We start from the raw sequence: 16341 nt of genomic DNA, 5'->3' as shown, positions 1-16341 counted from the left end.
TAACTAAATATTACACAATTACACATGATAAGTAAATATTTACTGTTATTTTATATTTATAAATTTAAGCTGCATCCGGCAGGCCGATTGTTAACGGCATCAGATCTGAAGTGCCTTCAGGTTATAACTACCTTTTAGTATAGGAAATATTCAAGTAGAATGAACAAGGTCCTCCTTCGCAAACAGATGAAGGACCTTTTCTTCTCTTGAATATGCATTGATGTGATGGACATGTAATGATGCCGCTCATACATTGTGGAATGATTCTAAACAACTACATGCTTCTCCATATTTTTTCTTTTTCCTTTTACTTTTTTCAGGCTTGCTTTTAGTTCGTCTGGTTCTCTTTATCAGTTTTAGTATCTTTTTCTACCTTTTCGGTTGAAATGGTTTATTTTCTAAAATGTTTTCTACTTCTTCATACCCCTCGAGAGATGCAAAGTTGTACCTGGCTGGAAGCGCAAAAACATATTCATTATTTTGTCCCAGCAATACAGGGCCAATAGGCGCTGCACCAATATGAAATTCCCTCTTTTCAAGTGAGGACCATTGATTTAGAGTAAAAATCATAATCGGAATATCCTGCCTCGGTTTTTCCTTCGTCCATTCAGGATGCCTAATTATTAGGATTTGCCCATTCTCATTAATATTATTTTGTTGTTGATTAGTAGAAGTACCTATCCAAGTATCCGATACAATCTCGTAACCATTCCAGCTGTTTGGTAATATAAAGGTAAATCCGTATTCTGTATTTTCATAAAGAATAGTATCTGTTAATTTATCATCAGGTTCGTTCTGGTTAATATCATCGTTGTCATCAATTGCGGCGGGTTCTTCACTCTGTTGCCCTTGATCATTTGGATTAAGATTTTCCTCATTTATGGGAAAAGCAAGAATGGCGAAAAGCACGAAGGCAGCAGCACTTACGAAGCCTATAGAAATCTTACTCATTATTGCCGCTCTCTTTTTCTGCTTATCATATGAACTTGCAAATTGTAATAGGTTTTCATGGATGATATCTTGTGTATCCTTAGTAAAGGTTTTATCGTAATCAGGTTCAGGTATTGATCGAATTTTTCTCTCTAAATCGTAAAATGTCTCTTTATCTTTCATAGAGAAAATCCTCCTATACTTTTTTGTAATGCTTTTAACGCACGGTGATAGGTTATTCGAACCTTATTTTCATTCCAATTTAATATAGATGCTGTTTCAGAAACGGAGAGTTCCTTAATCCCTCTAAGGATAATTACATCCCGATAATTTGCTTTTAAGGATTGGATTGCCTGATAAAGCAATCTGTTAGTTTCATTTAGCTGGAGAATTTTCTCCGGTGTTTCCTTATCCATGTGCTCATCCCGGAACCAAATCATTTGCATCATCCTTAAACGCTTCCTTTTTCTAATTTCATCTATCCCTACATTCCGCGCGATAGAAAAAAGCCAGGTTTTAGGACTTGATTTATTCTGAAAATTATCAAAGCCTTTAATTGCCCTGATAAAAACCTCCTGCACCAGATCTTCTACATCACTTGACCCGATGTAATAAACTAAAAAATGGTATATATCTTTGTTATACAAGTAAAACCACTCCGAAATTTTGTTGATAATCATCAGCTGGTCAACTCCATTTTCCCTCCGATTTTTTATATTCATAAATTAGTCGATTCAAATGCAATATTTATTTCAATTTTACATAATATTCCGCATTAGGTAAGCACATATATTAGCGCCCTGTTGGCGCATTTAATAAGAGCTTACAATCCAAGCCCCAATCAATAAGAAACATTGAACAATCATTTCAACAAACTACTTTTGCTTAAGCACGTAAATTGAATGAGATCACTTACAACCGGTTTGAAAGTGGGAAAACTTGTTTCACACAAGGGGAACCTTCGACTTTGAGGAAAAACGGGTGAATTACTTCAAATAATTGAACACCTGGCCACTTTGATGGCGAAACAACCACACAGGTGTTTTCATACTAAAAAAGACAGAAAAAAAGAAGCTTCCCAGAAGTTCAGCGAACTAATGAGAAGCTTCTAATTTTTTCGGTTTAGGGATCAATTTTAAATTTTTGGCACCAATATGGCATCAAAAACTATGTCCTTTCACTCGAACACCCGTATTTTAGGGGGGACTTGAGTGAAATTACATCATGCCGCCCATTCATCAAGATATATAATAGAGTAAAATAGATTTATAGAATCATTGATATTATGGAGGTTTCATCTTTCACTTTAAATATTTCAAAACAGCAGAAAAAAAGCAATGAGCAAAATTATGAGCATTTTTTATGATCATTGGGTAGGTGTATTCCTACCCTTTTATAACACATTAAAAGATATTCTAGTGAACACCTTTTACTAAATATTTTTAAATGTCCTTCTTTATAAAATTTTAAACAAAATAAAAAGGTATAAATCACTCATTTTTTAAGCAATTATACCTTTTGGAATTATGACATTTTTTTCAGTGCCCACTGATTATTAGATTCATTCACAAACCCTTTCTTATTTAAAAGCAAGTAAACGATTGAATTTGTCGTAAGTCTATTCCGAAATAAACCCATCTAAATCCAGTCCAACGATACCCTGAGATAGAGTTTCGACCAACAAATGTTGGATAAAACCAAAATTGCTCAAAACCTCTCAGCCATACATACGTGTATCTGAATAAGCATCTTGCAATACCGCCTGGGTCAACTGCATATGTTTCTACTTGTTGTTGAGGAACAAAAGATGGCGGTGGTGAAGTTGGTGGTCCAGCCGCTGGACCTTGACCTGGTGGTGCGAATGGAGGTTGACCTCCAAATTGTCTTTCATCAGGGGCTGCATAGTAATAATTTCCCTCTTGGAATGGAGTTGAATATAAATAATCTGGCTGACTATATGGATTGTTATAATACAGATAGATAAAAATACACTCCTTTACTTATTAATCTCACAACATCCTATTCTTTAGACATTGGCCTATCAACTTGTACTCTCAAGAATGTGTATTTACCTATAAAAAATTTACTTCTTAGTGATATCCCCTGTAGACCTTACATAATTGTTAGGCTCCTTCATGGTTTTTAACAACCCTTCACATTTTTCAGTATTGAATCCCCTTAGCATTACTATATAGAACATTTTCTTAACCTTTATGGGTGTCATATAGATATTGACCTGCATATTGTACACAAAGTAATTACCGAATGTTTTTGGGGGGAGTTATTTGTACAGGCAATATCAAGAACATACGTATGGTGTCTATACTTATTTTAGGAACATAGCGCTGCTTGACATGAAGCAAGGTGATGTTACTGGTGACGGTATAATGGATTACGTCTATTTATATGGAAGTAAACACGATGAAACCGAAATCTTCGCAGATAATATTACACTTGTAATTCAAGATGGGCGTTCTAACCAGATTTCAACAATTGATCTTCAAAATAATGCTGGACACAATGCAAAGCTTTTCCTTGGGGATTTTTCTAAAGATAACATATGGGATATTCTGGTGAGTATTGATTCGGGAGGAAGTGGTGGCTACGGTATTTTCTATATTTATTCCTTTAGAAACAATATTCCACGCAAATTGTTTGATTTTGAAAAATATAATAATGACTACAAGTTTAATGTCAATTATGAAGATTTATATAAAGTAAGTGTAGGAAGCCCTTCACTAGACCTGCTTTTCACCATTGATATTAGCTACAAAGGCAATGATTATATGTCTCAGCTTTACTATGAAAATGGGAAATTAAAACAACCCGTTAAAGGTGAGGTTCTTTCTGCTGGTGCTTTAAATCCAATTGTTACAAATCAAAAAAGCATGAGTTATGATTTACTTGTTTTTCAACGGATTATTGGTATTTCTAATTCAGATACATTAGGATATGTCGAAAACCTTTTAACATGGAATGGAACTCAATTTTTATCCGCAAGATTGGCAGCAACGATACTTGGAACAAAGTTAAGCAGCCCCTCCTCATGTTGAAATATCACGCTTGTTTTATAGTTCAATGCATTATCTTTTCAAAGAAATGGAGGTTTGAGTATGACAAATTTTTATTCTTTTCACGGGACTGTTACTATGATTAGTGATTTATTTACAGGCCAAAATGGTGAAGGAGAAGGCTGTTATAAATTAATATCTTTAGAAAACGGATTGGGAGCCATAGTAAATTTCGTGGTGTCACCCACCACTTACTTTGTAGACCAAGTGATGGTGACAGTAGGAGATCGCGTGACTGGATATTATGACGGGGATGCACCTGCCCTTCTTATTTACCCTCCACAATATCAAGCAATTGTTATGGTTAAAGATAGCCGAAATCAGAATGTAAAAGTAGATTATTTTAATAGTCAGTTGGTGAGTAGTGATGGACGATTACAATTAAATATATCCCCATTTACTCAATTATTATTAACAAATGGGCAATCATTTTCAAGAAACCCAGCGAACCGAGATCTAATTGTTATCTATGGTCCTGCCACAAAAAGTATCCCCGCCCAAACCACACCCTATAGAATAATTGTTTTGTGTTAGAGGTTATTATACAAAATGCCTGTATTATATAATAATTGGTATATAAAAACACAAAAAAACTCGTCCGTTTGATATTATCCCCTTTAAGTAGACATTCAAAAAAACCTTCATGGTACCATGTAGGAAAGAATGTGACTTGGAGGGGATTTTTCTATGGCGAAAAGAGGACAGACATTTAACAGCTATACAGATGACTTCAAACTCAATCCGTCATGAAATACGTGAATGGTTCCAAAAGTTATAAGGTATTGGCGCTGAGTTGGGAATCCAATATGGCGTTTGAGCAATTCGCCCAGGACTGGTTAAAAACGTATGGTCGAAGTGGGGTAAAGGTTAGCAGCGTAAGAGCCAGGGAAAAGGAAATGCCACACTTTATTAAAGTTTGGGGGCCTTATCCTATCAGCCGCATCACTAAGAAAATGTACGAGGAAAGAATTCTGGAATTAAATGAAAAATAGAGCTCAAATTACATGGATGGCATTCATGCGTGTGGAAGAATGATTTTCCGGAAAGCAGCCTATACAGACGGGCTTGAAATGGATCCGCTTATCTTCACCGTACTTTCCTATACCGGGTTACGAATAGGTTAATTTTTTTGGCCTTAAAATGGACTGATTTTAACGATAAACAAAGTTCTATTCGAGCGACAAAACTCTTTATAACCCGACTAATCAATTTGCAAACTACCAGCTGCTAACACCTAAAACAAAGGGATCCATCAGAACAATAAAGATTGATGATATGCTGGTAAGCATGTTAAAAAAGCACAGAATTAAGCAACATGAAATCAAACTAAAAAATCGCATTATGTACCAGGACAGCGGTTTTATATTTGTCCGGGATGACGGGCACCCTCAACTGCGGAAAGTTGTTGAGACCAGGCTTAAAAGGCTGCTCAAGAAGGCAGGGATTGAAAAGAACATCACCCCTCACTCCTTTAGGCACACACCCATACATCACTTCTCATAGAGGCAGGTGTGGGCATCAAGGAGATCCAGCAGCGATTAGGCCATACAGATATAAATACCACAATGAATATCTATGCTCATATGACGGCCAGTATGGAAGAAAAGGCCTCCCAACAGTTCAGCGAACTGATGAAAGACCTTCTCCTATAGTTGGCTTTTCTTTTGTCACGGTTTGTCGTGTTTTGGAGAACGAGGACAAACCCGAGGACAAGAAAACCGATATATCATTCAAAGCGTTGATATAACAGGGTTTTACGCCCCTAATTACATCATGCCGCCCATTCCACCCATGCCGCCCATGTCAGGCATTCCGCCGCCTGCACCAGCTGGTTCTGGCTTGTCGGCAACCACTGCCTCAGTTGTCAGGAACATAGCCGCAACGGAAGCTGCGTTTTGTAGAGCAGAACGAGTTACTTTAGTTGGGTCAACGATACCGAATTCGATCATGTTCACCCATTCGCCGGTAGCGGCGTTGAAGCCTGTTCCGACTTTTTCGCGCTTCAGGCGGTCAACGATGACGGAGCCTTCAAGGCCAGCGTTGTGGGCGATTGTGCGTACAGGCTCTTCAATTGCGCGGAGCACAATGTTTACACCTGTTGCTACGTCGCCTTCAGCCTCGATTTCAGCGATTTTGTTGTACACGTTCAGAAGGGCAACTCCACCACCGGAAACGATTCCTTCCTCAACAGCAGCACGAGTTGAGTTCAATGCGTCCTCGATGCGAAGCTTGCGCTCTTTCAATTCAGTTTCTGTTGCAGCACCAACTTTGATTACTGCTACACCGCCAGCAAGTTTAGCCAGGCGCTCCTGCAGTTTTTCACGGTCAAATTCAGAAGTAGTCTCTTCTAATTGAACACGGATTTGGTTTACGCGGGCAGCGATTGCCGCTGATTCGCCGGCACCCTCAACGATTGTTGTATTTTCTTTTGATACAACAACTTTGGAAGCGCGTCCTAAAGAATCGATTGTTGCGGATTTCAGGTCGCGGCCAAGCTCTTCAGTGATCACTTCACCGCCAGTCAATGCAGCGATATCTTCAAGCATAGCCTTACGGCGGTCACCAAAACCAGGAGCTTTAACAGCTACTGCGTTGAATGTACCGCGAAGTTTGTTCACTACTAATGTAGCAAGAGCTTCACCTTCAACATCTTCAGCAATCAGCAATAATGGCTTGCCTTGTTGAACAACTTGCTCGAGTACAGGAAGGATTTCCTGGATGCTTGAGATTTTCTTGTCAGTGATCAGGATATATGGATTTTCAAGGACAGCTTCCATTTTATCTGAATCAGTGACCATGTATGGAGAAGCATATCCACGGTCGAACTGCATACCTTCAACGACATCCAATTCAGTAGTGAAGCCTTTGGATTCTTCGATTGTGATGACACCGTCATTGCCAACGCGCTCCATAGCTTCAGCAATCAATTGGCCAACTTCTTCGTCAGCAGAAGAAATAGCAGCAACCTGCGCAATAGAAGCTTTTCCTTCGATTGGTTTGGAAATTGCTTTTAACTCTTCAACTGCCACCTGGGCTGCCTTTTCGATACCTTTGCGGACACCCATTGGGTTAGCACCGGCAGTTACGTTTTTTAGGCCTTCGCGGATCATTGCCTGTGCCAAAACAGTAGCGGTAGTAGTACCGTCACCGGCAACGTCATTGGTCTTGCTTGCAACTTCAGCAACAAGCTTTGCACCCATGTTTTCGAACGCATCTTCCAGTTCGATTTCTTTCGCGATAGTTACACCGTCATTTGTGATAAGCGGTGAGCCGAATTTCTTCTCAAGAACCACGTTGCGTCCTTTAGGTCCAAGAGTTACTTTAACTGTATCTGCAAGAGCGTCCACACCACGCAGCATCGCACGGCGGGCATCTTCACTGAACTTAATTTCTTTAGCCATCGTAAAATAACCTCCTCGAATTTAATCATTTTAGTGTATTTGTTCGTTCCTGCCGCTGAAATGATTATTCAACTACAGCAAGGATGTCGCTTTCACGCAAAATCAGGTATTCAGTGCCCTGATACTTTACTTCAGTACCTGCGTATTTTGAGAAGATGATGCGGTCGCCTTCAGAAACTTCAAGTGCTACACGCTCACCGCTGTCAAGGACACGACCAGTACCTACAGCTACTACTTTGCCTTCTTGAGGCTTTTCTTTCGCTGTATCCGGCAACACGATACCGCTTGCAGTTTTTTCTTCAGACTCAACAAGCTCAATAACAATGCGATCACCTAATGGCTTGATCAAGTGAAACAACCTCCTCAAATATATGTAATTTTATTGTTTATTAGCACTCTCATCAATTGAGTGCTAACACAATTTATATATTAATGAATCTTTATTTGATTTGCAAGCATGAAGCCTAAAATTTTTAAGTGAATTTTAGCTTATTTGCAAATATTCATACGTCCTGGTTTTAGGGCCATTTTACCAGGAAACGTCCCTGGATTTGAAGTCAACGGGTGTTATTAGTAGAATGGATGAAAAGTGGATTTAATTGTTGCAAAAGGAGATTATATAAATTGAAAAAGGAATACTGGTTTGTGTTAATTACTTATATTGCGATGCAGATGTCGAGCATTGTCGGCATTCCGCTGCTAACCTTCATCGGGGCCATGATGGGAGAAAGCCTGAATGAAATGGAAACAGTCGCAGTGCCATATTGGCTTGTTATCAGCTTTTCGATCACACTTATCATTGTGCTTCTCCTACTGAGGAACGAAAAGAAGGATTTGGCCGATTCCCGCAACGCCGCTTCCCCGGCCAGCTCGGCTGCCTGGGCTGTGAGCGGGGTCTTTCTGGCATTGATTGCCCAGTCTGTCGCTGCCAACATTGAATCACTATTGGGCATTGACATGGGCTCCGAAAACACACAGCAAATCATCCGCATTATCGAAAGCTTTCCAATCGTGATTTTGGTCAGTTCGATCATAGGACCGATCCTTGAGGAAATCGTGTTTCGAAAGATTATTTTTGGCAGCCTTTATAAGCGGATGAATTTCTTTCTTTCCGCCCTGATCAGCTCGGTCATCTTTGCACTGGCCCATTTTGAACCACAACATGTTCTTTTGTACTCTGCAATGGGTTTTACATTTGCATTCCTTTATGTTAAAACAAAACGTATCATCGTGCCGATTTTTGCCCATGTGGCAATGAATACATTCGTCGTCCTCGTCCAGTCCGTTTTCAGGGAGGATATTGAACGAATGATTAAGGAAGCGGAGAAAATTCAAGGTTTTATTGGGGGATTATTATGAGGCAATCGCCGTTATTTTCAGGCATTGTATATATTTTGATTGGCATCCTGTTCACATATTTCGCAGTCCAGAATGTCAACGAGGATGGCTGGGATTTCTTTTCCTATCTGCTTGTCATTCTCGCCACCTTTGATCTAGGTGCGGGAATCAGGATGATCATGTTCTACTTTAAATTAAAGAACCTGCAGAAAAAATAACCATCAGAAAAGCCTCTTCCTTACCTGAAGAGGCTTTATTCTTTGGGGTTATTCCGACTCGTCAGCAGGATAATGCTTCAGAAAATAAACAAGGGACTGCAGCTCGACGGCCAGGTCGATATGATGGATCCTTGTAGATGCCGGTACATTCAATCTTGCCGGGGTAAAATTCAAGATTCCCTTAATATTTGCCTGGATAAGCGTGTCGGTGATCGTCTGGGCCACGGAAGACGGTACCGTGAGAATGGCCACATGTATCCCTTCTTCAACCAGTTTGCTTTCCAGCTCGTCCATATGATACACAGGAACATCGCCAATTTTAGTCCCTACTTTACCGGGATCAACATCAAACGCAATTTCTATTTTAGTATTATTATTTTTTGAAAAATTATAATTTAAAAATGCCGTCCCAAGATTACCCACACCAATCAATGCCACCTTGGTCATCTCATCCTGGTCGAGTGTTTTGCGGAAAAATGTCAGCAAATAGTTAACGTTATAACCGTATCCCTTTTTGCCAAGCGCCCCGAAATATGAAAAATCTCGGCGAATCGTTGCTGAGTCGACTTTTACTGCTTCACTTAATTCCGCTGAAGACACCCTCTGTTTACCCGAGGAATGCAGGTTCGATAAAAAGCGGTAATAAAGCGGCAACCTTTTAGCAGTCGCCTGTGGAATTTTCATTGTATCATTCGTCATCTTTCACTCCCCCTCCCCAATTTTAACTTTCCTTTAATTATCTATGTCAATTTATGTTCCCTTTTGAAATCACCATTTTTGCCGCCGGTTTTTTCGACTAAGTAAGTGTGGCCGATCACCATTCCTTTATCGACAGCTTTACACATATCATACACCGTCAGGGCGCATGCCGAAACCGATGTTAACGCTTCCATTTCTACTCCTGTGTTTCCTTTTGTTTTAACTATAGCAGTAATTACCAAACAATATTCTTCCTGTTCCTTATGCCATTCAAAAGAGATATCAATGCCTGTCAGTGGAATTGGATGGCACATAGGGATAATTTCAGATGTCTTTTTGCATGCCATAATGCCCGCAACCTGGGCCACTGCAAGGACATCCCCTTTTTTCATTTTATTTCCGGTGATTTTATCATAAATTTCCTTGTTCACAGTGATGCTAGACTTCGCTACCGCGGTGCGCACTGTTTCGGGCTTATCGCTGACATCGACCATTTTCGCCCTGCCTTCGTCATTAAAGTGAGTGAATTCTGCCATATCCAGACCCCTTTCAAGAAAATCATACACTATTTTACCATGTCTGTGTGAACTTTGTTTTTCCCTTCACAAAATTCGCCATCATTGCCGTGCTTATTTGAATCGGTTACACTATTTTTAGGCAATCGAGGTGAAAAAAATGATTTTATTGCAGATTAACCAATTAACAAAATATTTTGCTGCTGACCTTATTTTATCGAATATAAAGTTTGAAATACAAACCAATGACCGGGTAGCACTTGTCGGCCGGAATGGAGCCGGCAAATCGACGCTGCTTAAGATGATCGCAGGGCAGCTGTCGTATGATTCTGGTGAAATCACCCGGCCAAAGGATGTGTCGATGGGTTATTTGGCCCAGAACACCGGCCTGGAATCAGATCGGTCCATGTGGGAAGAAATGCTGACCGTGTTCGAACCGCTGCGCAACATGGAAAAAGACTTGCGCCGGCTTGAAGGAAAAATGGCTGATTCCAATACTTACAATAACCCGGAAATGTACAACCGCATTTTAAGTGAATACGACAGCCTGCAAGTTCGATTTAAAGAGCTTGGCGGCTATCAGTATGAAGCCGATATTCGTTCTGTCCTGCATGGCCTGAACTTTCAATCATTCGATTACGCAACAAAAATTTCAAGCTTGAGCGGCGGCCAAAAAACAAGGCTGGCCCTCGGTAAATTGTTATTGACCCGTCCCGACATACTCATTCTGGATGAGCCGACCAACCACCTGGACATAAAAACCCTGTCATGGCTGGAACAGTATTTGCAAAATTATCATGGTGCCGTGTTGATCGTTTCCCATGACCGTTATTTCCTTGATAAAGTAGTCAATCAGGTTTTCGAGATATCATGGACGCGTCTCTCCAAGTATAAAGGAAATTATAGCTCTTATTTGAATCAAAAAGCAGAAAATTTTGAGCGTGAGATGAAACAGTATGAAAAACAGCAGGAAGAAATTGCGAAGCTTGAGGATTTTATACAGCGTAATCTAGCCAGGGCTTCTACAACGAAACGAGCCCAAAGCAGGCGAAAGACACTAGAAAAAATCGAGCGGCTTGACCGTCCGTCAGGCGATGATAAATCCGCTTCCTTTTCATTTGAAATTGAGCGCCAGAGCGGCAACGATGTGTTAAAGGCCGAATCCCTTTCTGTAGGGTATGAAGATGAAAAGGTGTCAGGAAACATATCGTTCAGGCTGGCCAGAGGTGAAAGTATTGCACTTGTCGGTCCCAATGGTGTGGGCAAATCTACATTACTAAAAACAACTGTTCACAAGCTGCCGATGTTATCAGGCCAAATTTTCTACGGATCGAATGTTTCAATCGGCTATTATGATCAGGAACAGGCCGATCTAAACTCCAACAAGAGGGTATTGAACGAACTGTGGGATGAATATCCGTTGAAAACAGAAAAAGAAATCCGGACGGTTTTGGGGAATTTCCTGTTTTCAGGCGACGATGTCCTGAAAGTGGTGAATACTCTCAGCGGTGGTGAGAAAGCACGTCTGGCATTGGCGAAGCTGATGCTTCAGAAGGCGAATTTCCTCGTGCTCGACGAACCAACCAACCATCTGGATTTAGACAGCAAAGAGGTTTTGGAAAACGCCTTGATCGATTATCCAGGCACGATTCTATTCGTGTCCCATGACCGTTACTTCATCAACAGAGTGGCTACTAAAGTAATAGAACTTCACCGGGAAGGAACCGTTGAGTACCTGGGTGACTATGATTACTATGTGGAAAAAAAGCTGGAACAGGAAGAACTGAAGCTGTTGGATCAGCAGCTTTCCGGAAGTCCTTCACTTCATGCACAGGGGGTGGATAAAACTGCATACCAGCAGGACAAAGAGGCCAAGAAGCAGGAACGGCAGAGGAAACGGCGTATGGAGGAAGTAGAGTCAGCAATCGAAACACTTGAAGAAGAACTGGCAAAATGTGAAGAGCTGCTTTGCAGCCCCGAGATTTTTCAAGATCATGAAAAGGTTGCCGAAATCAATACAAAAATGGAGCACAGTCGAAACGACTTGGACAAGCTGATGGAAGAATGGAGTGAGCTGGCGGATGCCTAATCATACATTCCCACCAGAAATCCATTTTAAAAATCAAAAAACCCGGGGATTTGTTCCCGGGTTTTCTTTATCCACAATTATATTCACATAATTTTTAGCTATCTGCTTAATAATAAAGTGGTTTTCCACATTATCCACAATACACACTCTAATTATCCACATTATCAACAGATATATGTTAAGAACAGAAAGTTATCCACACTAAAAATCCGATTTTTTCTTCAAACTTTCTCAATCATTGTGGATAGTTATGTCTAGTCCTGGATTTCCGTTTAAATCCAAGTTGGCTCGTTTTCCTTTTTCATATAATATGCTCCCTGCAGCGGCAATCATTGCTGCATTATCTGTACAGAGTGATAAAGGCGGGATTATCAGTTCAACACCGTTCATATCCTTAAACGAATTCTCCAATGCTGTTCGCAACCCCTTGTTCGCCGCCACACCTCCGGCTAGCAACACCTGTTTTACGTTATACTGTTTTGCCGCACGGATTGTTTTATCAACAAGGACTTCAATCACACTGGCTTGAAAACTTGCCGCCAAATCGGCTGGGTCAATCGTTTCTCCCCGCTGCTCTGCATTGTGCACTACATTGATGACAGCCGACTTCAGTCCGCTGAAGCTAAAATCATAGGAACCCTCTTCCAGCCATGCTCTTGGCAAATTGATTGAAGGGTTCCCTGCCTGCGCAAGCCGGTCGATATGCGGGCCGCCTGGATAGGGCAGGTTCAGCGTCCTGGCAACTTTATCGTACGCTTCTCCTGCGGCATCATCCCTCGTTTCACCTATCACCTCAAAATTGCCGTGTTCTTTCATTAATACCAACTCTGTATGTCCGCCAGAAACAACGAGGGAAAGCAGCGGAAACTTCATTTCACTTACAAGACGGTTGGCATATATATGTCCGGCAATATGATGGACTGCCACGAGTGGAATATTGTGAGCAAAGGCCAGGGCCTTTGCTGCATTGACACCAATTAATAGCGCCCCTACTAATCCCGGACCTGCAGTGACAGCTATTGCATCTAAATCACCGATGCTGATGCCGGCCTGGGTCATTGCCTCCTCCAATACAATCGTAATCTGCTCTACATGGTGCCTGGAAGCAATCTCAGGTACCACCCCGCCAAATCGTTTATGGCTTTCTATTTGTGAAGCCACAACATTCGCCACAATTTCGCGGCCATTTTTTATGATTGCGACAGCCGTTTCATCACAGCTTGTTTCAATTCCCATTATTAATTGGTTTTTTTCATTCATATTTCCACCCACATTACTAAAGCATCTTCCATATTGTCCGTATAATAATTCTTTCGGATTGCGCCTTCACGAAAACCAAATTTTCGATATAGTGATTGGGCAATGTGATTGCTTACCCTGACTTCCAGAGTCATCGTCCTTGCCCCGAGTCCCTTCGCTATCTCAATAACCTTCGCCAGTAATGCCTCGCCAAGCTTCATTCCTCTATACTCCGGCAGGATAGCAATATTCGTAATATGAGCTTCATCCACAATAACCCATACGCCGCAATAGCCTATGATTTTGTCTTCGATTTCTAAAACTGTATAAACGGCAAACTGGTTCTTTGTTAGCTCATTATAAAATGCCTCCTGGCTCCAGGGAATAGTAAATGATTTCGACTCAATTTCTAATATTTGATCGATATCCTCTACTTTCATTTTACGAAAAGCGACTGTATTATTCATGACTTCTTTCCTTTACTTATTTTGCTGGGACTCAAGCCACTTTGCTTCAGCTTCCGCTAGCCTGATATAATTTGGGGCAAATGTATGCGAATCTTCCCCAGCTTTTTTACTTCCGAGTAAGGCAAGCTCAGCCGGACGGGGATTATGGCCAGTCGCAGCTGCAAAAAAAGCGCGCTCACCCAGTTCAGACTGGATCTTTTCCTTGTGAATGAGCAAATCATTGCCGGCGAACAAAACCTTCTCATCGACTTCAGTTAATGACACTGCCCATTCGTTGGCCATTACCAATTGGTCAGGGCGAACCGCTGTGATGTTTGCATCTTCTAGACGGTATAAACCAGTATAAATTTGGCCACGTCTTGCATCAAACAGAGGGGAAATATAACCGTCAAAATACCTTCCGGCGGAGGCTGCCAGAACCTCGAGGCTCGATACCCCGACTAACGGGATTTTTAGTGACCATGCTAGTGTCTTGGCTATTGTCACTCCTATCCTTACACCGGTGTAAGACCCCGGTCCATGGGCAACGACAATTTTCGTTAAATCCGCGGGCAGGATGTCACATTCATTCATTAATGCATCAATCGCAGGCATCACCCGGACAGAGTGGTTTTTTTTTATATTTGAAATATGCTCCCCAATAATGTTCTCACCCTTATGATCCGCAAGGCCAACTCCAAGAGCGTAATTCGATGTATCAATTGCTAAAATGGTCATGAAAAAATCTCCTTACATAACTGTTCATAACGTATTCCGGACGGCTCTAAAACAATTTTCCTGGCATTGTCTGCTGCAAGAAAGATTCTGATCACTAACAAATCCCGGGGGAGCTGCTCTTTAATCAAGTGGGCCCATTCTACCACAGTTACCCCGTTGCCTTCAAAATACTCTTCAAAACCAAGATCCTCATACGAGTCCTTTACCCGGTAGACATCCATATGATACAACGGCAGCCGTCCCTCGTACTCCTTAATGATCGTAAACGTCGGGCTATTGACCGTTCTTTTTATTTCCAAACCTTCAGCAAGGCCCTTTGTAAATGTAGTCTTCCCTGCTCCTAAATCCCCTTCAAGGGCAATTACGTCCCCTGGCTTCAAACGTTCACCCAGACGCCTTGCAAACTCCCTCGTGCGTTCCGGTTGTTGAGAAACAAACTGGTATTCAGTCATATCCATCACCTTTTTATATTTGAGCTAAAGCCTTAATATGTTTCTGCTTCACATTAACTTCCATCTTTTTTGATGCTGCAAATTCTTATTTTATAATGAGTTTATTAATTGCGTGATTGTTAAGATGGAGCAGCTTGCAATCGCTGAATTGTAAGGGCGTTTCTAGAGGACATTTCTTAAGCGAACTGCCTTGATTTTGTGCTTGAGGCCTTAATCAAAGACATTTATTTGGTCAACTCGCTTCAATCTTGTCCTTGAGGCCCTTGACCAAGGACATACATCTGGTAACTTACCCGATTTTGTTCTTCATCACCTTTGAAGGACACTTCTCCCGACATTTCACTCAATTTTGTCCTTCATCACCCTTATGATGGACACTTCTCTCGACATGTCACTCAATTTTGTCCTTCATCACCCTTATGATGGACACTTCTCTCGACATGTCACTCAATTTTGTCCTTCATGACCCTTATGATGGACACTTTTCTCGACATGTCACTCAATTTTGTCCTTCATCACCCTTATGATGGACACTTTTCTCGACATTTCACTCGATTTTGTCCTTCATCATACTTATTAAAGACATTTCTCTACAAAGCTGACTTCATTTTGTCCTTAAGATCCGTTTATTATGGATGCTACTCTGATACTAAGACTTGCAAAAGCAGACAGGAGTTCATACGTGAAATATTTAAGTTCTACAAATATAGGTTTTCTACTTTTCAAGGTTTTAAAACAAAGTGTCATTTCTATGTACAAAAAAACCTTAGGAATTCTCCTAAGGAAAATTTGTTCTATATGTAGTGTACACAATTTCTGAAGCACAGGCAAAACATGTATGCACGCGGATTCATTTGATCGTTTAAATAAAAAAAACGAAACTCAGTTTCGTTTGGATTTCTATTAAAATAGAAAATGGCGGTCCCGACGGGAATCGAACCCGCGATCTCCTGCGTGACAGGCAGGCATGTTAACCGCTACACCACGGGACCCTTTGGTAAAACAATGGATTATTGCGGGGGCAGGATTTGAACCTGCGACCTTCGGGTTATGAGCCCGACGAGCTACCGAACTGCTCCACCCCGCGTCGATAATAATAAATATTATATGAAATAATCTGCATCAGTGTGCAAATAAATTTCAGCCCGGCGGCGTCCTACTCTCACAGGGGGAGAACCCCCAACTACCATCGGCGCTGAGAAGCT

General features: G+C 41.1%; 18 protein-coding genes and 2 tRNA genes. 7 read left to right on the top strand and 13 right to left on the bottom strand.

What is annotated here, in order from left to right:
- Positions 1-369: 369 nt before the first annotated feature.
- From CVD19_RS04715 to CVD19_RS25335, 3 genes are all read right to left on the bottom strand, one after another.
- Positions 370-1113: a hypothetical protein gene (locus tag CVD19_RS04715; protein ID WP_101580725.1), complete on the bottom strand. Its 744-nt coding sequence runs from the start codon at positions 1111-1113 to the stop codon at positions 370-372.
- Positions 1110-1610 (bottom strand): RNA polymerase sigma factor, encoded by a 501-nt coding sequence (locus CVD19_RS04710; protein WP_101580724.1) that lies wholly within the window; start codon positions 1608-1610, stop codon positions 1110-1112. The genes CVD19_RS04715 and CVD19_RS04710 overlap by 4 nt, the downstream gene beginning before the upstream one ends.
- A gap of 903 nt (positions 1611-2513) precedes the next feature.
- Positions 2514-2906, bottom strand: a complete 393-nt coding sequence (locus CVD19_RS25335; RefSeq protein WP_374702869.1) for a hypothetical protein — start codon at positions 2904-2906, stop codon at positions 2514-2516.
- 309 nt (positions 2907-3215) lie between these two features.
- Between CVD19_RS25335 and CVD19_RS04700 the strand changes: the two genes are divergently transcribed.
- The 4 genes from CVD19_RS04700 (at position 3216) to CVD19_RS26035 (ending at position 5748) form a co-directional block, all read left to right on the top strand.
- Complete coding sequence (locus CVD19_RS04700) at positions 3216-3983, top strand: spore coat protein (protein ID WP_101580723.1); 768 nt, start codon at positions 3216-3218, stop codon at positions 3981-3983.
- A 60-nt stretch (positions 3984-4043) separates the two neighbouring features.
- Entirely contained in the window at positions 4044-4535 is a 492-nt protein-coding gene (locus tag CVD19_RS04695) for a hypothetical protein (protein ID WP_101580722.1), read from the top strand.
- A gap of 741 nt (positions 4536-5276) precedes the next feature.
- The gene (locus CVD19_RS25830; protein ID WP_180953517.1) at positions 5277-5504 is read left to right on the top strand and encodes a tyrosine-type recombinase/integrase; all 228 of its coding nucleotides are present in this window, start codon (positions 5277-5279) and stop codon (positions 5502-5504) included.
- Positions 5446-5748, top strand: coding sequence for a hypothetical protein (locus CVD19_RS26035; protein WP_257985029.1), 303 nt, complete (start codon positions 5446-5448; stop codon positions 5746-5748). Before CVD19_RS25830 ends, CVD19_RS26035 begins: the two co-directional genes overlap by 59 nt.
- A gap of 19 nt (positions 5749-5767) precedes the next feature.
- On the opposite strand, the gene groL is transcribed toward CVD19_RS26035, so the two are convergent.
- Both groL and groES read right to left on the bottom strand, forming a co-directional pair.
- Positions 5768-7402 carry a chaperonin GroEL gene (gene groL, locus CVD19_RS04680; protein ID WP_101580720.1) on the bottom strand — a complete coding sequence of 545 codons (1635 nt, stop codon included), beginning with the start codon at positions 7400-7402 and terminating at the stop codon, positions 5768-5770.
- Between the two features lie 64 nt (positions 7403-7466).
- The gene (gene groES, locus CVD19_RS04675; RefSeq protein ID WP_101580719.1) at positions 7467-7751 is read right to left on the bottom strand and encodes a co-chaperone GroES; all 285 of its coding nucleotides are present in this window, start codon (positions 7749-7751) and stop codon (positions 7467-7469) included.
- Between the two features lie 275 nt (positions 7752-8026).
- Here groES and CVD19_RS04670 point away from each other — a divergent pair, with 275 nt between their 5' ends.
- Together CVD19_RS04670 and CVD19_RS04665 are read left to right on the top strand one after the other, a co-directional pair.
- On the top strand, positions 8027-8761 hold the full coding sequence (locus CVD19_RS04670; RefSeq protein ID WP_101580718.1) for a CPBP family intramembrane glutamic endopeptidase: 735 nt from the start codon (positions 8027-8029) through the stop codon (positions 8759-8761).
- On the top strand, positions 8758-8958 hold the full coding sequence (locus CVD19_RS04665) for a YdiK family protein (RefSeq protein ID WP_101580717.1): 201 nt from the start codon (positions 8758-8760) through the stop codon (positions 8956-8958). The genes CVD19_RS04670 and CVD19_RS04665 overlap by 4 nt, the downstream gene beginning before the upstream one ends.
- 48 nt (positions 8959-9006) lie before the next feature.
- Here CVD19_RS04665 and CVD19_RS04660 read toward each other — a convergent pair whose 3' ends face one another.
- Positions 9007-9657, bottom strand: coding sequence for a redox-sensing transcriptional repressor Rex (locus CVD19_RS04660; RefSeq protein WP_101580716.1), 651 nt, complete (start codon positions 9655-9657; stop codon positions 9007-9009).
- A 41-nt stretch (positions 9658-9698) separates the two neighbouring features.
- On the bottom strand, positions 9699-10193 hold the full coding sequence (moaC, locus tag CVD19_RS04655) for a cyclic pyranopterin monophosphate synthase MoaC (protein ID WP_101580715.1): 495 nt from the start codon (positions 10191-10193) through the stop codon (positions 9699-9701).
- Between the two features lie 139 nt (positions 10194-10332).
- Here moaC and CVD19_RS04650 point away from each other — a divergent pair, with 139 nt between their 5' ends.
- Positions 10333-12261 (top strand): ABC transporter ATP-binding protein, encoded by a 1929-nt coding sequence (locus CVD19_RS04650; RefSeq protein WP_101580714.1) that lies wholly within the window; start codon positions 10333-10335, stop codon positions 12259-12261.
- Between the two features lie 231 nt (positions 12262-12492).
- Here CVD19_RS04650 and tsaD read toward each other — a convergent pair whose 3' ends face one another.
- The 6 genes from tsaD to CVD19_RS04620 form a co-directional block, all read right to left on the bottom strand.
- Positions 12493-13521, bottom strand: coding sequence for a tRNA (adenosine(37)-N6)-threonylcarbamoyltransferase complex transferase subunit TsaD (tsaD, locus tag CVD19_RS04645; RefSeq protein ID WP_101580713.1), 1029 nt, complete (start codon positions 13519-13521; stop codon positions 12493-12495).
- Positions 13518-13967: a ribosomal protein S18-alanine N-acetyltransferase gene (rimI, locus tag CVD19_RS04640; RefSeq protein WP_101580712.1), complete on the bottom strand. Its 450-nt coding sequence runs from the start codon at positions 13965-13967 to the stop codon at positions 13518-13520. The genes tsaD and rimI overlap by 4 nt, the downstream gene beginning before the upstream one ends.
- A gap of 12 nt (positions 13968-13979) precedes the next feature.
- Entirely contained in the window at positions 13980-14684 is a 705-nt protein-coding gene (gene tsaB / locus CVD19_RS04635) for a tRNA (adenosine(37)-N6)-threonylcarbamoyltransferase complex dimerization subunit type 1 TsaB (protein WP_101580711.1), read from the bottom strand.
- On the bottom strand, positions 14681-15136 hold the full coding sequence (gene tsaE, locus CVD19_RS04630; protein ID WP_101580710.1) for a tRNA (adenosine(37)-N6)-threonylcarbamoyltransferase complex ATPase subunit type 1 TsaE: 456 nt from the start codon (positions 15134-15136) through the stop codon (positions 14681-14683). The genes tsaB and tsaE overlap by 4 nt, the downstream gene beginning before the upstream one ends.
- A gap of 916 nt (positions 15137-16052) precedes the next feature.
- Positions 16053-16128: transfer RNA gene (locus CVD19_RS04625), tRNA-Asp, on the bottom strand.
- Positions 16129-16149: 21 nt separating this feature from the next.
- A tRNA-Met gene (locus CVD19_RS04620) sits at positions 16150-16223 on the bottom strand.
- Positions 16224-16341 lie beyond the last annotated feature (118 nt).

The sequence above is a fragment of the Bacillus sp. T33-2 genome (assembly GCF_002860205.1).
Taxonomy (GTDB): Bacteria; Bacillota; Bacilli; order Bacillales; family Cytobacillaceae; genus T33-2.
This window is presented reverse-complemented; position numbering and strand designations above follow the sequence as displayed.

Coding starts and splice junctions, on each gene's coding strand:
- CVD19_RS04715 (WP_101580725.1), bottom strand. CDS start 1,113: ATGAAAGATAAAGAGACATTTTACGATTTAGAGAGAAAAATTCGATCA.
- CVD19_RS04710 (WP_101580724.1), bottom strand. CDS start 1,610: ATGATTATCAACAAAATTTCGGAGTGGTTTTACTTGTATAACAAAGAT.
- CVD19_RS04695 (WP_101580722.1), top strand. CDS start 4,044: ATGACAAATTTTTATTCTTTTCACGGGACTGTTACTATGATTAGTGAT.
- CVD19_RS25830 (WP_180953517.1), top strand. CDS start 5,277: ATGCTGGTAAGCATGTTAAAAAAGCACAGAATTAAGCAACATGAAATC.
- groL (WP_101580720.1), bottom strand. CDS start 7,402: ATGGCTAAAGAAATTAAGTTCAGTGAAGATGCCCGCCGTGCGATGCTG.
- CVD19_RS04665 (WP_101580717.1), top strand. CDS start 8,758: ATGAGGCAATCGCCGTTATTTTCAGGCATTGTATATATTTTGATTGGC.
- CVD19_RS04660 (WP_101580716.1), bottom strand. CDS start 9,657: ATGACGAATGATACAATGAAAATTCCACAGGCGACTGCTAAAAGGTTG.
- moaC (WP_101580715.1), bottom strand. CDS start 10,193: ATGGCAGAATTCACTCACTTTAATGACGAAGGCAGGGCGAAAATGGTC.
- CVD19_RS04650 (WP_101580714.1), top strand. CDS start 10,333: ATGATTTTATTGCAGATTAACCAATTAACAAAATATTTTGCTGCTGAC.
- tsaD (WP_101580713.1), bottom strand. CDS start 13,521: ATGAATGAAAAAAACCAATTAATAATGGGAATTGAAACAAGCTGTGAT.
- rimI (WP_101580712.1), bottom strand. CDS start 13,967: ATGAATAATACAGTCGCTTTTCGTAAAATGAAAGTAGAGGATATCGAT.
- tsaB (WP_101580711.1), bottom strand. CDS start 14,684: ATGACCATTTTAGCAATTGATACATCGAATTACGCTCTTGGAGTTGGC.
- tsaE (WP_101580710.1), bottom strand. CDS start 15,136: ATGACTGAATACCAGTTTGTTTCTCAACAACCGGAACGCACGAGGGAG.